15 protein-coding genes and 2 tRNA genes are annotated in these 13,906 nt (G+C 68.0%); 12 read left to right on the top strand and 5 right to left on the bottom strand.

Annotated elements, in window-relative coordinates; genetic code table 11:
* Positions 1-367: 367 nt before the first annotated feature.
* Positions 368-438: transfer RNA gene (locus NM1_RS18680), tRNA-Gly, on the top strand.
* Between the two features lie 28 nt (positions 439-466).
* Positions 467-540 (top strand) — tRNA-Pro (locus tag NM1_RS18675).
* 53 nt (positions 541-593) lie between these two features.
* Here the strand turns inward: NM1_RS18675 and NM1_RS18670 are convergent.
* Both NM1_RS18670 and NM1_RS18665 read right to left on the bottom strand, forming a co-directional pair.
* The gene (locus NM1_RS18670) at positions 594-1,493 is read right to left on the bottom strand and encodes a hypothetical protein (protein WP_068021206.1); all 900 of its coding nucleotides are present in this window, start codon (positions 1,491-1,493) and stop codon (positions 594-596) included.
* An 83-nt stretch (positions 1,494-1,576) separates the two neighbouring features.
* Positions 1,577-2,110 carry a hypothetical protein gene (locus NM1_RS18665; RefSeq protein WP_114699437.1) on the bottom strand — a complete coding sequence of 178 codons (534 nt, stop codon included), beginning with the start codon at positions 2,108-2,110 and terminating at the stop codon, positions 1,577-1,579.
* A gap of 198 nt (positions 2,111-2,308) precedes the next feature.
* On the opposite strand from NM1_RS18665, the gene NM1_RS18660 reads away from it, so the two are divergent.
* The 3 genes from NM1_RS18660 to NM1_RS18650 all read left to right on the top strand — a co-directional run bounded on the left by NM1_RS18660 (position 2,309) and on the right by NM1_RS18650 (position 4,949).
* Positions 2,309-2,818, top strand: coding sequence for a VOC family protein (locus tag NM1_RS18660; RefSeq protein WP_068021203.1), 510 nt, complete (start codon positions 2,309-2,311; stop codon positions 2,816-2,818).
* A 47-nt stretch (positions 2,819-2,865) separates the two neighbouring features.
* Complete coding sequence (locus NM1_RS18655) at positions 2,866-3,339, top strand: NUDIX hydrolase (protein WP_068021201.1); 474 nt, start codon at positions 2,866-2,868, stop codon at positions 3,337-3,339.
* Positions 3,340-3,524: 185 nt separating this feature from the next.
* The gene (locus tag NM1_RS18650; RefSeq protein ID WP_068021257.1) at positions 3,525-4,949 is read left to right on the top strand and encodes a sensor histidine kinase; all 1,425 of its coding nucleotides are present in this window, start codon (positions 3,525-3,527) and stop codon (positions 4,947-4,949) included.
* Between the two features lie 60 nt (positions 4,950-5,009).
* Here the strand turns inward: NM1_RS18650 and NM1_RS18645 are convergent, their stop codons facing one another.
* Positions 5,010-5,687, bottom strand: a complete 678-nt coding sequence (locus tag NM1_RS18645) for a DsbA family oxidoreductase (RefSeq protein ID WP_068021199.1) — start codon at positions 5,685-5,687, stop codon at positions 5,010-5,012.
* A gap of 63 nt (positions 5,688-5,750) precedes the next feature.
* On the opposite strand from NM1_RS18645, the gene NM1_RS18640 reads away from it, so the two are divergent.
* Positions 5,751-6,146, top strand: a complete 396-nt coding sequence (locus tag NM1_RS18640; RefSeq protein ID WP_068021197.1) for a winged helix-turn-helix transcriptional regulator — start codon at positions 5,751-5,753, stop codon at positions 6,144-6,146.
* Positions 6,147-6,201: 55 nt separating this feature from the next.
* Here the strand turns inward: NM1_RS18640 and NM1_RS18635 are convergent, their stop codons facing one another.
* Positions 6,202-6,900: an NAD(P)-dependent oxidoreductase gene (locus NM1_RS18635; protein WP_068021195.1), complete on the bottom strand. Its 699-nt coding sequence runs from the start codon at positions 6,898-6,900 to the stop codon at positions 6,202-6,204.
* Positions 6,901-6,998: 98 nt separating this feature from the next.
* Here NM1_RS18635 and NM1_RS18630 point away from each other — a divergent pair, with 98 nt between their 5' ends.
* The 6 genes from NM1_RS18630 to clpX all read left to right on the top strand — a co-directional run bounded on the left by NM1_RS18630 (position 6,999) and on the right by clpX (position 13,126).
* On the top strand, positions 6,999-7,712 hold the full coding sequence (locus NM1_RS18630; RefSeq protein ID WP_068021193.1) for a TetR/AcrR family transcriptional regulator: 714 nt from the start codon (positions 6,999-7,001) through the stop codon (positions 7,710-7,712).
* Between the two features lie 195 nt (positions 7,713-7,907).
* Positions 7,908-8,477 carry an FKBP-type peptidyl-prolyl cis-trans isomerase gene (locus NM1_RS18625; RefSeq protein ID WP_068021191.1) on the top strand — a complete coding sequence of 190 codons (570 nt, stop codon included), beginning with the start codon at positions 7,908-7,910 and terminating at the stop codon, positions 8,475-8,477.
* A gap of 101 nt (positions 8,478-8,578) precedes the next feature.
* Positions 8,579-9,991, top strand: coding sequence for a trigger factor (tig, locus tag NM1_RS18620; RefSeq protein ID WP_068021255.1), 1,413 nt, complete (start codon positions 8,579-8,581; stop codon positions 9,989-9,991).
* A 232-nt stretch (positions 9,992-10,223) separates the two neighbouring features.
* The gene (locus NM1_RS18615; RefSeq protein ID WP_068021190.1) at positions 10,224-10,811 is read left to right on the top strand and encodes an ATP-dependent Clp protease proteolytic subunit; all 588 of its coding nucleotides are present in this window, start codon (positions 10,224-10,226) and stop codon (positions 10,809-10,811) included.
* A 30-nt stretch (positions 10,812-10,841) separates the two neighbouring features.
* Positions 10,842-11,510 (top strand): ATP-dependent Clp protease proteolytic subunit, encoded by a 669-nt coding sequence (locus NM1_RS18610; RefSeq protein ID WP_068021188.1) that lies wholly within the window; start codon positions 10,842-10,844, stop codon positions 11,508-11,510.
* Positions 11,511-11,845: 335 nt separating this feature from the next.
* Entirely contained in the window at positions 11,846-13,126 is a 1,281-nt protein-coding gene (gene clpX, locus NM1_RS18605; protein ID WP_068021254.1) for an ATP-dependent Clp protease ATP-binding subunit ClpX, read from the top strand.
* 52 nt (positions 13,127-13,178) lie between these two features.
* On the opposite strand, the gene NM1_RS18600 is transcribed toward clpX, so the two are convergent.
* The gene (locus tag NM1_RS18600) at positions 13,179-13,742 is read right to left on the bottom strand and encodes a carboxymuconolactone decarboxylase family protein (RefSeq protein ID WP_068021252.1); all 564 of its coding nucleotides are present in this window, start codon (positions 13,740-13,742) and stop codon (positions 13,179-13,181) included.
* Positions 13,743-13,906: the final 164 nt, after the last annotated feature.

Below are 13,906 nucleotides of genomic sequence, written 5' to 3'. Positions count from 1 at the left end.
GCAAGCCACTCGACACCGAAAAATGGTGTTTTACAACCTGTTCCGATATCTCGCGAATGGCGATCGGTTGTGTGATCGGTGGAGAGCGGCCGGTGTTACAGGTCTGTCCGCGTGTCGCGGGCGGCGTGTTCAGCGTGTTCGCGACGCCACGCCGTGTGAGAGAGGATCGGAGCGAACCGCTGCGGCCCGAGTCGCGTCGCCGAGACCGATTCGCGTGATCGGCGCGTCGCGCGCTGTGGCGTAGGGGTGTCCGGTCCGGTAGTCGACCGGTGGCGCCCGGGGCGGTCGATTGGCGTTTCCGAAGTGCGGTTCGGTACAGTCCTAGGCGCAGACGACATCGTGGCGATCCCATCGGTGTCGTATGCGTGCGGGCGTAGTTCAATGGTAGAACCTCAGCCTTCCAAGCTGATGGTGCGGGTTCGATTCCCGTCGCCCGCTCTGGCAGGGGCCTGTTCGCCGGCCTGCACGGGATGTAGCGCAGCTTGGTAGCGCATCCGCTTTGGGAGCGGAGGGTCGCAGGTTCAAATCCTGTCATCCCGACCCGAGGTCTCGTACGTTCCTGCGGCCCTGGCGCATTCGGCCGTTGGGAGCCGTCAGTCGGTCCGGTCGGGGTCCCTCTCATCGGTATCCGGATCCTTCCCGCCGGGATCCGGCTCCGTCTTGCCGCGGCCGGGATCTTTCTCGCTGCGGCTCCGCTCGCTGTGGTCCGGATCTTTCTCGCCGCGACCGGAATCCTTGGTGCGCTCCATGACGAACGGGGACCGCCACCGGAAGGAATTGCCCGGATGCTCGCGAATCCACTGGATGCAGGTGAAGGCCGCGCAAGTGATCGCCGTGGCCCCTGCCAGCAGCGCCCACGGGCTGAGACTGGCGCTGGAGAACTCGGCGGATTTGCCCATCCCGGGAATCACCAAGCGGCCGTTGCCGAAAGCCCAAGTCATCATCGACCCGATCTGGCCGCCGAGGTCGTATCGACGTGAGGTCATACCCTTCAAATCTGGGGCCTTGGTGTTGATGTAGACCAGGGCGAGCAGGACGAAAACCGCGACGGCCAACGAGGAGATCACCGTTATCCGGGCGATCGAGTCGGATCGCCGGCGCAGGTTGGCGATGGCCGTGACGCACATGAGGATGATGGCTCCGCTGGCCAGCAGGCCCCAGATTCCCAGGATCCGCGCGGGGGCCGGGCCGTGCGTCGACCATGCGTTCATGAGGTTGTTGGTCGCGGTGATGCGCCCGAAGGCGTTGGTATAGGCAGTCCCGGCAGGGCCGCGCGCGGTGAGCCAGGGCTGGAACAGCAGTACGAGCGTGATGATGCCGCCGACCACGGCGATGCTGTACCCCCAGTTCTCGCGGAGGACCAGCAGATACGGTCTGAGGTCGGGGTGACGGCTCGCCACCTCGGGCCGCGTGCTCGCCACCTCTTGCCGCGTGTCGGGTGTGACGGCCGGGTCGCTCGCGGTGTTGCTCCCGCGCCAGGGAGTCGGCTGCATGTGCCGAGTGTAAGTGCCGGTCAGCGCCGTGCGGCCGATCGATCAGTCCCGCCTGTGGGAACATCGACGCGCCCCACGGTCGGCTATCTGATCGAGATGCCGACGATCCGATTCGCGGTGATCGAACCGTCCTTCTCCCGGTGGCCGTAAGCCATGACCACGGCCCCCTGCCGCACGTCGGCCACCTGTGATCCCAACAGCAGGTAGACCTTCGTCCGGTCGTCGGTATGCACGATGGTGTTGACCCCGGAAATGCCATTGATCTGCAGCGTCGACCCGTCGGTCGTGATCACCTTGCCGAAGGTGACCCCGTTGCCGGAACGGGGCCCCGAAGCGGCGGGGCCCGCCTGGGCCTTCGGAGCCTCGGCGGCGGGGGCGCTGGTGGTGGGGGCTGCCGCGGGTGATTTCGGACCGGTAGGTCTGGTCGAGAACATGCTCTGGAACATGACTACGAGAAGTATTGTCACGATGGCGATTCCGATGAGCAGGCCGACGTGGAGGAAGCCCCAGGGCTTCGCGGAATCCGGCCGAGCCCCATCGGGTGCGGGCGCGGTTTCGGGCTGTCCGGCGGGTCGAGCCTCGGGTCGGCCGGACCACGGTGTGCTCGAGGCGGTCATGGAACCAGCCTAGGGTGATCGGCGAATCCGGCTGTCACCACTGGGGGGAGTATCGGTGTCGCGGAACGGTTTTCGAGCCCGTTATTCCCCTGATTGGTAAATCGGACCAATCGGGCGGCGTCGGCGCTCGTGATCCGCCGGTGTCCGTCCACCGGGACTCCGGGGCCCGGTGTCATCGCTCGATGATTGACTGCGGGGATGGTGGACCTCGAGTCCCGCGTGAGCCTCGCGGGCGAATCGATCACCCAGATCGCGTGGGTGGTGGCGGATGTGGAAGCGGCCGAAGGGTTTCTGGGCACCTGTTTCGGGATCCGCGCGTGGAGCCGGATGCCGGATGTGCGCTTCGGGCCGGACAGCTGCACCTATCGCGGCGAACCCGCGGACTTCACCGCGCACATCTCGCTGTCCTACCGCGGGGATATGCAGTTGGAGCTGATCCAGCCGGTCCGCGGCGCATCGATCTACACCGAGTTCCTGGAGCGCAGCGGTCCCGGGCTGCACCACATCTGCACGGAGCCGGAGGATTTCGACCGGGCCCTGCGCGATGCGGCCACGCGGGGGATCGAGGTGGTGCAGCAGGGCGATATGGCGGGGCAGATGCGATTCGCGTACCTCGACGGTGCGGCGGCGGGGGTGCCGTTCGTGGAGCTGGCCGAGATCGGGCCGCACATGCGGGCGCTGTTCGAGCAGATCAGGCGGGCGGCGTGAGAGACACGGCGGCGGCCTCCGAGCGCGGGTGCGGCAGACTGGGGCGCATGAAATACAGCGCCGGGGTCCTGCTCTTCCGCCGTGTTCCCGAGGTCACGGTGCTGCTCGGGCATATGGGCGGACCACTGTGGTCGCGTAAGGATCTCGGCGCCTGGTCCATCCCGAAGGGCGAGTACGAACCCGACGCCGAGGAGGACCGGGCGGCCGCCGGTCGCGAATTCACCGAGGAGCTCGGGCTGCCGGTCCCCGACGGCGAGTGGATCGCGCTGGGGGAGGTGCAGTACGGCAGCGGCCGGCGGAAGAAACAGGTCCGGGTGTGGGCGGTGGAGGGGGATCTGGATCCGGCACAGGTGATCCCGGGGACGTTCGAGATGGAGTGGCCGCCGCGGTCGGGGAGGGTGCAGGAGTTCCCGGAGATCGACCGTGCCGGATGGTTCGATCTGGCCACGGCGCACGAGAAGCTCGGCGCCGGTCAGCGGCCCTTCCTGCCGCGCCTCGCCGATCATCTGAACGGCGCCTGACCCGGCGCGGAGAAAACACCCAGCCCGCCTCCAGCGATCTCCCAGCTCGGCCCGGTAGAGATGGGGTGCGTGAGCAGCGGAGTGTGTCCCGAAGCCGGACGAACGCGGATGCGACGTTGACCGTGCGGGCGGCGCTGGTTCGGCGCATTTCGGCGGTCCCGCTGCGGATCGGACTGGTCGTCGCCATGGTGCTGCTGGCGGCGACGGTGCTGGTGGCCTCGGGTATCGCGGTCACCTCGGCACTGTCGCGGTCGCTGACCGAGCGCACCGACGAGCAGTTGCGCGATGCGGCGAACAGCTGGGCGCAGCCGCGTCCGATGAAGCAGGTCACCTCCGATCGAGGCACCATCTGGGTGCCCGCGGAGCTGCCGGTGCCGCCGCTGCGCGAACCCGCGTCGACCGATCAGCCGCGCAAGTTCTACGAACTACGCAAATCCCCGGAGGGCCAGCCCTACAACACCGGTATGCGGCAGCCGACGGACGGTCCGGACCTGTCGGACGTGCCGGTCGGAGCCCCGGTGACGGTCGGCTCGGCGGACGGCTCGTCGACGCGATGGCGGGTGCTGTCGGTCGCCAACGACGACGGCTCGACAACGGTCGCGCTGCCGCTGACCGACAACCGCGACACGGTCTCGCGGCTGGTGATGTTCGAGGTCGGCACCGGCGCGGCCGCCCTGCTGCTGCTCGCCGCGGGCGGATACTTCGTGGTGCGGCGCGGCCTGCGTCCGCTGCGGCAGGTGGAGGAGACCGCGGCCGCCATCGCGGGCGGCGACCTGAGCCGCCGGGTGCCGGTGCGCGGGGTCGACACCGAGGTGGATCACCTTGCGCAGTCGCTGAATTCGATGCTCACCCAGATCCAGCACGGCGTCTCGGCGACCGAGGCGTCGGAGGAGGCGGCGCGGCGCTCGGAGGCGCGGATGCGGCAGTTCGTCGCCGATGCCAGCCACGAGCTGCGCACCCCGTTGACCACCATTCGCGGCTTCGCCGAGCTGTATCGCCAAGGGGCGAGCCAGGATCCGCGGCTGGTGCTCGAACGCATCGAGGCCGAGGCGCAGCGGATGGGGCTGCTGGTGGAGGACCTGCTGATGCTGGCCCGGCTCGACGCCCAGCGCCCGCTGCAGCGGCAGCCGGTGGACCTGCTCTCGGTGGCGGGAGACGCGGTGCACAGCGCCCAGGCCGCGGCCCTGGACGAATCCGGTGCGCCGACCCACGCCATCGCCCTCGATATCGCCTCGGGCACCGGCACATTGGAGGTGGACGGCGATGCCGACCGGCTGCGGCAGGTACTGGCGAACCTGCTCGGCAACGCCCTCGCCCACACCCCGCCCGGAACCCCGGTCACGGTGCGGCTCACGCCGGGCGCCGACGAGGTCCGCATCGACGTGATCGACAGCGGTCCCGGACTCTCGGCGGAGTCCGCCGCCCGGGTCTTCGAGCGCTTCTATCGCACCGATTCCTCGCGCACCCGCGCGAGTGGCGGTACCGGACTGGGACTTTCGATCGTGCAGGCTCTGGTGACCGCGCACGGCGGACGCGTGAGCGTGGACAGCGAGCCGGGCGCGGGTGCGACGTTCACCGTAGTACTGCCGCGGGTCCCGCCGTCGCTGTGACCCGACGGAGACCGAGCTTGCGATTGCACAGCTGACGAGTGCTATGCGGGGGGCGTGGGCTCACGGGCGGCTCGACGACGGCGTCGCGCCGGTCGGATCGGAGGAGCCGAGCTGCTCGAGTGCGCGGCGGAAGTCCCCCGGTGGCCGTCCGCCCGAGATGCCGTAGCGCTCGCCGAAGACGAAGGTGGGCACGCCGGAGACGCCGAAGCGGGCCGCCAGCCGCTCGTCGTCGCGGACCGCATCGGCGAAATCGGTGCCGCTCAGCATGTTCCGGACGGCCTCGGCGTCGATTCCCGCGTCGGCGCCCAGCCGCACGAGCGTCTCCGGGTCGGTGAGGACGGCTCGCTCGCCGGTGTATGCCCGCATCACCCGTTCCCGGACGGCGTCGCCGTGCACGGTGGCGTCGCCCAGTTTGGTCAGCCGGTGGGCGTCGAAGCTGTTGACCGGCACGGCATTCGGGAGGTCGTAGGCCAGCCCGGCCTGTGCGGCGAGGTCGCTCACCATGGCGAGCCGGGCGCGGGCGTCGTCGATGGTGCCGCCCAGATCGCGATGATGGCGTTCGAGCAGGGTCTGCTGCGGTTCCCGGTCCATTCCGGGGTCGAGTTCGAAGCTGTGCCAGCGGATCTCGACCCTGTCGCGGTCCGGGAACTCGCCGAGCGCGGTCTCGAAGTTGCGCTTTCCGATGTAGCACCAGGGACACAGGATGTCGGACCAGACGTCGACGCGTAGGGCAACCATGGAACCGACGGTAGGTCAGGGACTTTCGAAATGTAAGGGCATACCTCGGGGTAAGCTCATGGCATGGCGGTTGGTTCCCAGCATGCGGATGGTGCGGCGCGAGATTTCGAGACGGTATTTCGCCGCGACTGCCCGACCCGCGAGATCCTGGACCACCTGACCGGCCGCTGGGGCCTGCTGGTGCTGGCGGCGTTGCGCCCCGGCCCGCTGCGCTTCTACGAGTTGCGCGATCGCATCGACGGCATCAGCGAGAAGATGCTGTCGCAGACGCTGCGGGTACTGGACCGCGACGGCCTGGTCGAGCGCACCGTCGAGCCGGCCAAACCGCCCAAGGTCTCCTATGAACTCACCGAACTCGGTGCCGCGGGCGCCGCGCATCTGTGCGCGCTGATCGAGTGGATCGGCGACAGCGCGCCCGAGATCACCGCCGCCCAGCGGCGTTTCGACGGAACGCGCTGACTGCACGCACCGGTGCCCCTGATGCCGCAGCGAGCCGGTGGCCCGGTACACGGGATCAGTAGCCGATCGTGAAGCGCCGCTGGATGAATCGTGGCACCTCGACCTCGTCGAGCAGGGCCACGGCGATGTCGTCGAAGGAGATGCGGCTGCGGCCGTCGGCGTCGGTCACGGGCTGGTCGGTGCCGATCCGGTAGCGGCCGGTGCGTTCGCCGGGCGCTACCTCGATGGCCGGGCTCAGGTAGGTCCACCGGCGATTCGAGGTGCGCAGCACGTCCAGCCCGTCGCGCGCGCCGCGCGCCGCGGCCGCGTATTCCCCCGGCAGCCCGATGCTTTCGAGCAGACCGGGCAGCCCCTCGTCGTCGGCCATGACCCGGCCCGGCTCGACCTCCAGGCTGCCCGCGCCGCCGATCACGAGCAGGCGCGTGCGCGGATGCGTGGCGAGCGCGTTCAGCAGCGACCGTGCCACGGCGACGTGCGTGCCCGGATCGGCGATGGATCTGGTGACGGTGTCCGCGAAATCCCTTGCCGCATTGCCGGGTTGGTAGCCGCTGATCAGCACGTCCAGCCCGGGCAGCTGCGCCGCCACGGCCGCGCTGTCGAACACGTCGAGCTCGGTCCAGGTCAGATTCGGGTGGGTGGTGGTGGCACGGGCGAGGTCGCGGGTGAACGCGTTGACGTGGTGACCGCGGGTGAGCGCCTCGGTGACGACCTTCTGGCCGATATTGCCCGTGGCGCCGATGATGCCGATGAACATGGCTCTCCTCGTTCGGAATGGTACGGCGTGAGAAAACTATACGCCGTGAAGTATTTGTGCAACGTGGAGTAATCTCACACCCATGTAAAGTCGGCGGCGTGAGCAGTGCAGCGCCGACCCGGCGGGAACGTCGGCGATCGGAGACGACGACGGAGATCAAGGACACCGCGCTGCGGCTGCTGGCCGAGGGCGGTCCGGGTGCGATCACACTGCGGGCGATCGCCCGGGAGATGGGCATGACCCCGAACGCGGTCTACAGCTACTTCGCGACCCGCGACGACCTGGTCACGGCCTTGATCCGGGACGTGTACGACGAACTCGCCGGGGCGGTGATCACGGCTCGCGACGAATGCCCGGCCGATGATCCGGCAGGTCGAATCATGGCCTGGGCGTGCGCTTTTCGCGAGTGGTCGCTGGCCAACACCGAGGGTTTCCGGCTGATCTACGGCGACCCGGTGCCCGGCTACCGAGCGCCGGACGGCGGTGCCGCGCCCGAGGCCGCGCACCGCGTATGCGCCGGACTGACCGGCCTGGCCGCGGGCGCCTGGCCCTACGCCGCGAGCGGATACGCCGACAACGGTTTCGAGTGGTCGGACTTCGACGCGCACCTCGTCGAGCTCGTGCGTGCCGAATTCCCCGACCTCCCCCCAGCTGCGGTCGCCCTCGCCCTCCGTATCTGGGGTCACCTGCACGGCCTGGTCTCCCTGGAAATCCACGGCCACCTCCGCGCCCAGACCACCAACCCCGACAAGCTCTACCGCACCGAAATCACCCACCTGACCCGCGCACTCGGCCTCACCCCTCCCTCCTGACCCGCGGCACACCAACTCCCGCACCCCGTGCGAGTTCCCGCATACCTTCCAGGGCATTGCAGGGGGTGCGAGAACGAGCAGGGGGTGCGGGAAGTGCGGTGCGCGCAGGGGCGGTGGGTGCGTGTAGGTTCGGCGCGGCGGCGTGGGGCCGCCCGGCCGGGTGACGGCCCGAGACGACCGTGAGGAGTGTGCGGCATGCGCATGATGGGCAGGATCGTGTCGACCGGAATGGTCGCGGCCGCGGTGCTGGCGCTGGCCGCGTGCGGAGACGACGACAAGTCGGACAGCGGCACCCAGTCCGCGTCGGCCGCTCCCCATCCGACATCGCAGCAGGCCGCGCCGCAGGCGAAGCACGGCCGCGAATGCACCGCCGACGACGTGAAGACCACGGGTGGATACGGCGAGGCCCCGTCCATCACCATCCCCACCGACTGCGATCCGCCCCAGCAGCTCATCGTGAAGGATCTCGTCACGGGCACCGGCCCGGCCGCGGCGCCCGGACAGCCGCTGACCATGAACTACACGCTGGTCAGCTGGTCGGACGGCAAGAAGCTGGACAGCTCCTTCGATCGCAACGAGCCGTTCCAGCTGACCCTCGGTGCCGGAGAGGTCATCCCGGGCTGGGACCAGGGCCTCGAGGGCGTGACACAGGGCACGCGGCGGCTGCTGATCGTCCCGCCGGATCTGGGCTACGGAAAGGGCGGCAGGGGTATCAAGCCGAACGAGACGCTGGTCTTCGTCACCGACGCCGTCAAGGTGGGTTAGGGCGGATTTCGGGCCACTTAACCAGGTCGACTAGTCTTGTCGGGATGCGATCGGGGGGACCGACGACGTCAACCAGAGAACAACGAACAAGGAGCATGTCCGTGAAGAGCACCGTCGAGCAGCTGAGCCCGACCCGGGTCCGCATCAATGTCGAGGTGCCCTTCGAGGAGCTGAAGCCGGACTTCGACAAGGCGTACAAGGCGCTGGCCCAGCAGGTGCGCATCCCCGGCTTCCGCCCGGGCAAGGCGCCCGCCAAGCTGCTGGAGGCCCGCCTGGGCCGCGGCGCGGTCCTGGAGCAGGTCGTCAACGACGCCCTGCCCGCGCGCTACAGCGAGGCCGTGACCACCTCCGAGGTGAAGGTCATCGGCCAGCCGCAGATCGAGATCACCAAGATCGAGGACGGCGAGGAGCTGGCGTTCAGCGCCGAGGTCGACGTCCGCCCCGAGATCTCGCTGCCCGACTACTCCAGCATCGAGGTCACCGTCGATCCGATCTCGGTCGCCGACGAGGACATCGACCAGCAGCTGCAGTCGCTGCGGCAGCGCTTCGGCACCCTGAAGAGCGTCGAACGTGCGGTCCAGGACGGCGATTTCGTCTCCATCGACCTGGCGGCCACCGTCGACGGCCAGCCGGTCGAGGAGGCCTCCACCACCGGCCTGTCGCACGAGGTCGGCTCCGGCCAGCTGATCGAGGGCCTGGACGAGACCCTGATCGGCATGGCGGCCGAGGAGTCCAAGGACTTCACCTCGACCCTGGTCGCGGGTGAGTTCGCCGGTAAGGAGTCGGTCATCACCGTCAAGGTGAACTCGGTCAAGGAGCGCGAGCTGCCCGAGGCCGACGACGAATTCGCCCAGATGGCCAGCGAATTCGACACCATCGACGAGCTCCAGGACGACCTGCGCAAGCGGGTCGAACAGGGCAAGAAGGTGCAGCAGGCGGGCGAGATCCGGGACAAGGTCCTCGAGGCGCTGCTGGACAAGACCGAGGTGCCGCTGCCCGAGGGCGCGGTGCAGGGCGAGATCGACGCCGTGCTGCACGACGCGGTGCACGGCTTCGACCACGACGAGGACAAGTTCGCCGAGGCGCTGGAGGCGCAGGGCACCACGCGCGAGGAGTTCGACAAGGACTCCAAGGAGGCCGCCGAGCGCTCGGTGAAGACCCAGCTGCTGCTGGACTCCATCGCCGAATCGGAGAACACCCAGGTCGGCCAGCAGGAGCTGACCGAGCGGATCCTGTTCCAGGCGCAGCGCTACGGCATGTCGCCCGAGCAGTTCATCCAGCAGGTGCAGCAGGCCGGGCAGCTGGGCGCGGTCTTCGCCGACGTCCGCCGCGGCAAGGCGCTGGCCACCGTCGTGGGCCAGGCCAAGGTGACCGACACCGACGGCAACACCGTGGACACCGCCGAAATGTTCGGCTCGCCCGACGACGCCGAGACCGACGAGGCGCCCGCGGCGGCCGAGCCGGCCGAGTCGGACAAGGCCGAGTCGGACAAGGCCGGGGCGAACGCCGAATAATCGAATGCAACCGCAGCGCAGGGGCCTCGTGACGGGTGCCGACGTTGCGTGCGCGGCAGGGCCGGGCGTCGGCCGGGTTCTGCCGTAAGCGAAGTAAGGGCGGTACCGGGAGTTCGGTGCCGCCCTGCTTCGTTAGGGTTTGTGTCAGCGAATCATTAAAGGCTGTGCTTGCGAGCACCGAGCCGGTGAGAGAGGGCAGGTATCCGTGACAATCAACCAGGCAGGACCGGTCATGACATCCCCGACCGCTGGGCTCAACCTCAGTGACTCGGTGTACGAGCGTCTGCTGCGCGAACGCATCATCTTCCTGGGCACGCAGGTGGACGACGACATCGCCAACAAGCTGTGCGCCCAGATCCTGCTGCTGTCGGCGGAGGACCCCACGCGCGACATCATGCTGTACATCAACTCCCCGGGCGGTTCCGTCACGGCGGGTATGGCCATCTACGACACCATGCAGCTGGTGGAGTGCGATATCGCCACCTACGGCCTCGGTCTGGCCGCCTCGATGGGTCAGTTCCTGCTGACCGCGGGCGCCCCGGGCAAGCGCTCGGCACTGCCGCACGCGCGGATCATGATGCACCAGCCGTCCGCGGGCATCGGTGGTTCCGCCGCCGACATCGCCATCCAGGCCGAGCAGTTCGCGCACACCAAGCGTGAGCTGAACGAGCTGCAGGCGCGGCACACGGGCCAGTCGCTCGAGCAGGTCACCGCCGACGCCGACCGCGACCGCTGGTTCACCGCCGCCGAGGCCCTGGAGTACGGCTTCATCGACAACGTGATCACGCACGCCAGCCAGGCCAACGGCTCCGCCAGCTAGCTCATCGATTCGAGACTTTTGGAGACGAAGATGACACACATCGAACCCCGTGCCGGCCTGTCCGGTGTAGCCCCGGCGAGCCCGCAGTCGCGCTACATCCTGCCGTCGTTCATCGAGCACTCGAGCTTCGGCGTCAAGGAGTCCAACCCGTACAACAAGCTGTTCGAGGAGCGCATCATCTTCCTCGGCGCGACGGTGGACGACACCTCGGCCAACGACATCATGGCGCAGCTGCTGGTGCTGGAGTCGCTGGATCCCGATCGCGACATCACCATGTACATCAACTCGCCCGGTGGCTCGTTCACCGCGCTGATGGCGATCTACGACACCATGCAGTACGTGCGCGCCGACGTGGCGACGGTGTGCCTGGGCCAGGCCGCCTCGGCCGCCGCGGTGCTGCTGGCGGCCGGTACGCCCGGCAAGCGGGCCTGCCTGCCCAACGCCCGCGTGCTGATCCACCAGCCGTCGCTGGAGGGTGGCATCCAGGGCCAGGTGTCGGATCTGGAGATCCAGGCCGCCGAGATCGAGCGGATGCGGCGGCAGATGGAGACCACGTTGGCCCGCCACACCGGCAAGGACGCCGACACCATCCGCAAGGACACCGACCGGGACAAGATCCTCACCGCCGAGGAGGCCGTGCAGTACGGCATCATCGACCAGGTGTTCGAGTACCGGAAGCTGAGTGCCCAGAAGAAGTGACGCACAGGGCCTCCCGTCGATTCGGCTCAGGCGCGTCGCGATGTCGCAGCGCGAGCACGATCGGATGCACCGCGAGCCGTTACCGGCGGGAGGCTCACACGAGAAACGTGCCCAAGTTGTCGACCTCCGTCGTATCTACCGGGTACGGTCACTCTAGGGACCTTTGCTCATAGGTTGTCGGCACGGTCGAAGGGCCCGAGCAACACTGCCGGAAATTGTGGATATCCGATCGGAGCAGAACTGATCGATGTGCGACGGGTAGCGTTGTTCGGAAGGCGGCTTGTCGGCAGCCGGACAGACGGTTGCACGCGGACAAGGAAGTAGGGACCCACGAGATGGCGCGCATCGGTGATGGCGGCGATCTGCTCAAGTGCTCGTTCTGCGGAAAGAGCCAGAAGCAGGTCAAGAAGCTCATTGCGGGACCAGGGGTGTACATCTGCGACGAGTGCATCGATCTGTGTAATGAGATCATCGAGGAGGAGCTGGCGGAGTCCAGCGAGGTCAAGCTCGATGAGCTGCCGAAGCCCGCGGAGATCCGAGACTTCCTGGAGAACTACGTAATCGGCCAGGACACCGCCAAGCGCACGCTCGCGGTCGCGGTCTACAACCACTACAAGCGCATCCAGGCCGGCGACAAGAGTCGCGACGGCCGCGGTGAGCCGGTGGAGCTGACCAAGTCCAACATTCTGATGCTGGGCCCGACCGGCTGCGGTAAGACCTACCTGGCGCAGACCTTGGCCAAGATGCTGAACGTCCCGTTCGCGATCGCGGATGCGACGGCGCTCACCGAGGCCGGATACGTCGGCGAGGATGTGGAGAACATCCTGCTGAAACTGATCCAGGCCGCGGATTACGACGTCAAGCGCGCCGAGACCGGCATCATCTACATCGACGAGGTCGACAAGATCGCCCGCAAGAGCGAGAACCCGTCGATCACGCGCGATGTCTCCGGTGAGGGTGTGCAGCAGGCACTGCTGAAGATCCTGGAGGGCACCCAGGCCAGCGTGCCGCCGCAGGGCGGGCGCAAGCATCCGCATCAGGAGTTCATCCAGATCGACACCACCAACGTGCTGTTCATCGTGGCCGGTGCGTTCGCGGGTCTGGAGCGGATCGTGCAGGACCGAGTCGGCAAGCGCGGCATCGGTTTCGGCTCCGAGGTGCGGTCGAAGGCCGAGATCGACACCACCGACCACTTCGCCGACGTCATGCCCGAGGATCTGATCAAGTTCGGGCTGATTCCCGAGTTCATCGGCCGCCTGCCGGTCGTCGCGTCGGTGACCAACCTGGACAAGGAATCGCTGGTCAAGATCCTGTCCGAGCCGAAGAACGCGCTCGTCAAGCAGTACGTGCGGCTGTTCGAAATGGACGGCGTGGACCTGGAGTTCACCACCGACGCCCTGGAAGCCATTGCGGACCAGGCGATCCTGCGCGGCACCGGGGCCCGTGGCCTGCGGGCGATCATGGAGGAAGTGCTGCTGCCGGTGATGTACGACATCCCGAGCCGCGACGATGTCGCCAAGGTGGTCGTCAATGCCGACACCGTGAACGACAACGTGCTGCCCACCATCGTCCCCCGCAAGCGCCAGCCCGCCGAGCGCCGCGAGAAGTCGGCCTAGTCTTTCCTCCGATCGTCAGCCCATCGCTGTACAGCGATGGGCTGACGGCTTTTTATGCCCAGGGCACGCGGCAGGAGTCGGTGCTGAAGCCCTGCGCGGTGATGCCCAGCGCCGAGTAGGTGCGGGAGCGCGAATTCTCCAGGGCGATCTGATAGGTCAGTTCCATGACGCCCGCGGTGCCGAACCGCTTCTTCAGGTCGGTCACCTGTTCGTCGGTCACCGTGGTCGGGGTGGCGGTCATGGCATCGGCGTAGGCGATGGCGGCGCGCTCGTCGTCGCTGTAGGACGGTGAGGTCTCATAGTCGGCGATGTGTTCCAGCTTGTCGACGTCGAGGTGGCTCAGGCGCATCAGCATGGCGCCGAAGTCGACACACCACGAACAGCCGACCGTCCATGCCACGCGGTAGACCGCGATCTCGCGAATCTCGGACGGGAGTGCGGCGCAGGCCTTCTCGACCATGCCCTCGTGTACCGCGCTGGCGGCCAGGAGCTTCGGGTGGTTGGCCGCCACGGCGAACGGCTCCGGCACCTCGCCGAAGCGGCGCTTGCTGTAGCGGTACAGCAGCCGGGTGAGGAGTCCGGCCTGCTCGGGGGCGACGGCGGGAATGCGGGTGATGCTCATGGTTCTCTCCTTCTGCGGGGTGCTATCCCTTGGACGAGAGACCATCGCCGGACGTGACGGGTATCGGAAGTGACGGCCACCACGGTGCCCGAAGCGGGGACGGCTGTGGTCGGGCCGCCCCCGCGGTGAGGAACTTCGTCGGTCCTCCGGTTCAGCGC

The sequence above is a fragment of the Nocardia mexicana NBRC 108244 genome, from assembly GCF_001613165.1.
Classification (GTDB): Bacteria; Actinomycetota; Actinomycetes; order Mycobacteriales; family Mycobacteriaceae; genus Nocardia; species Nocardia mexicana.
Note: the sequence above shows the minus strand (reverse complement) of the source record. Positions and strands in the feature narration are given on the sequence as shown.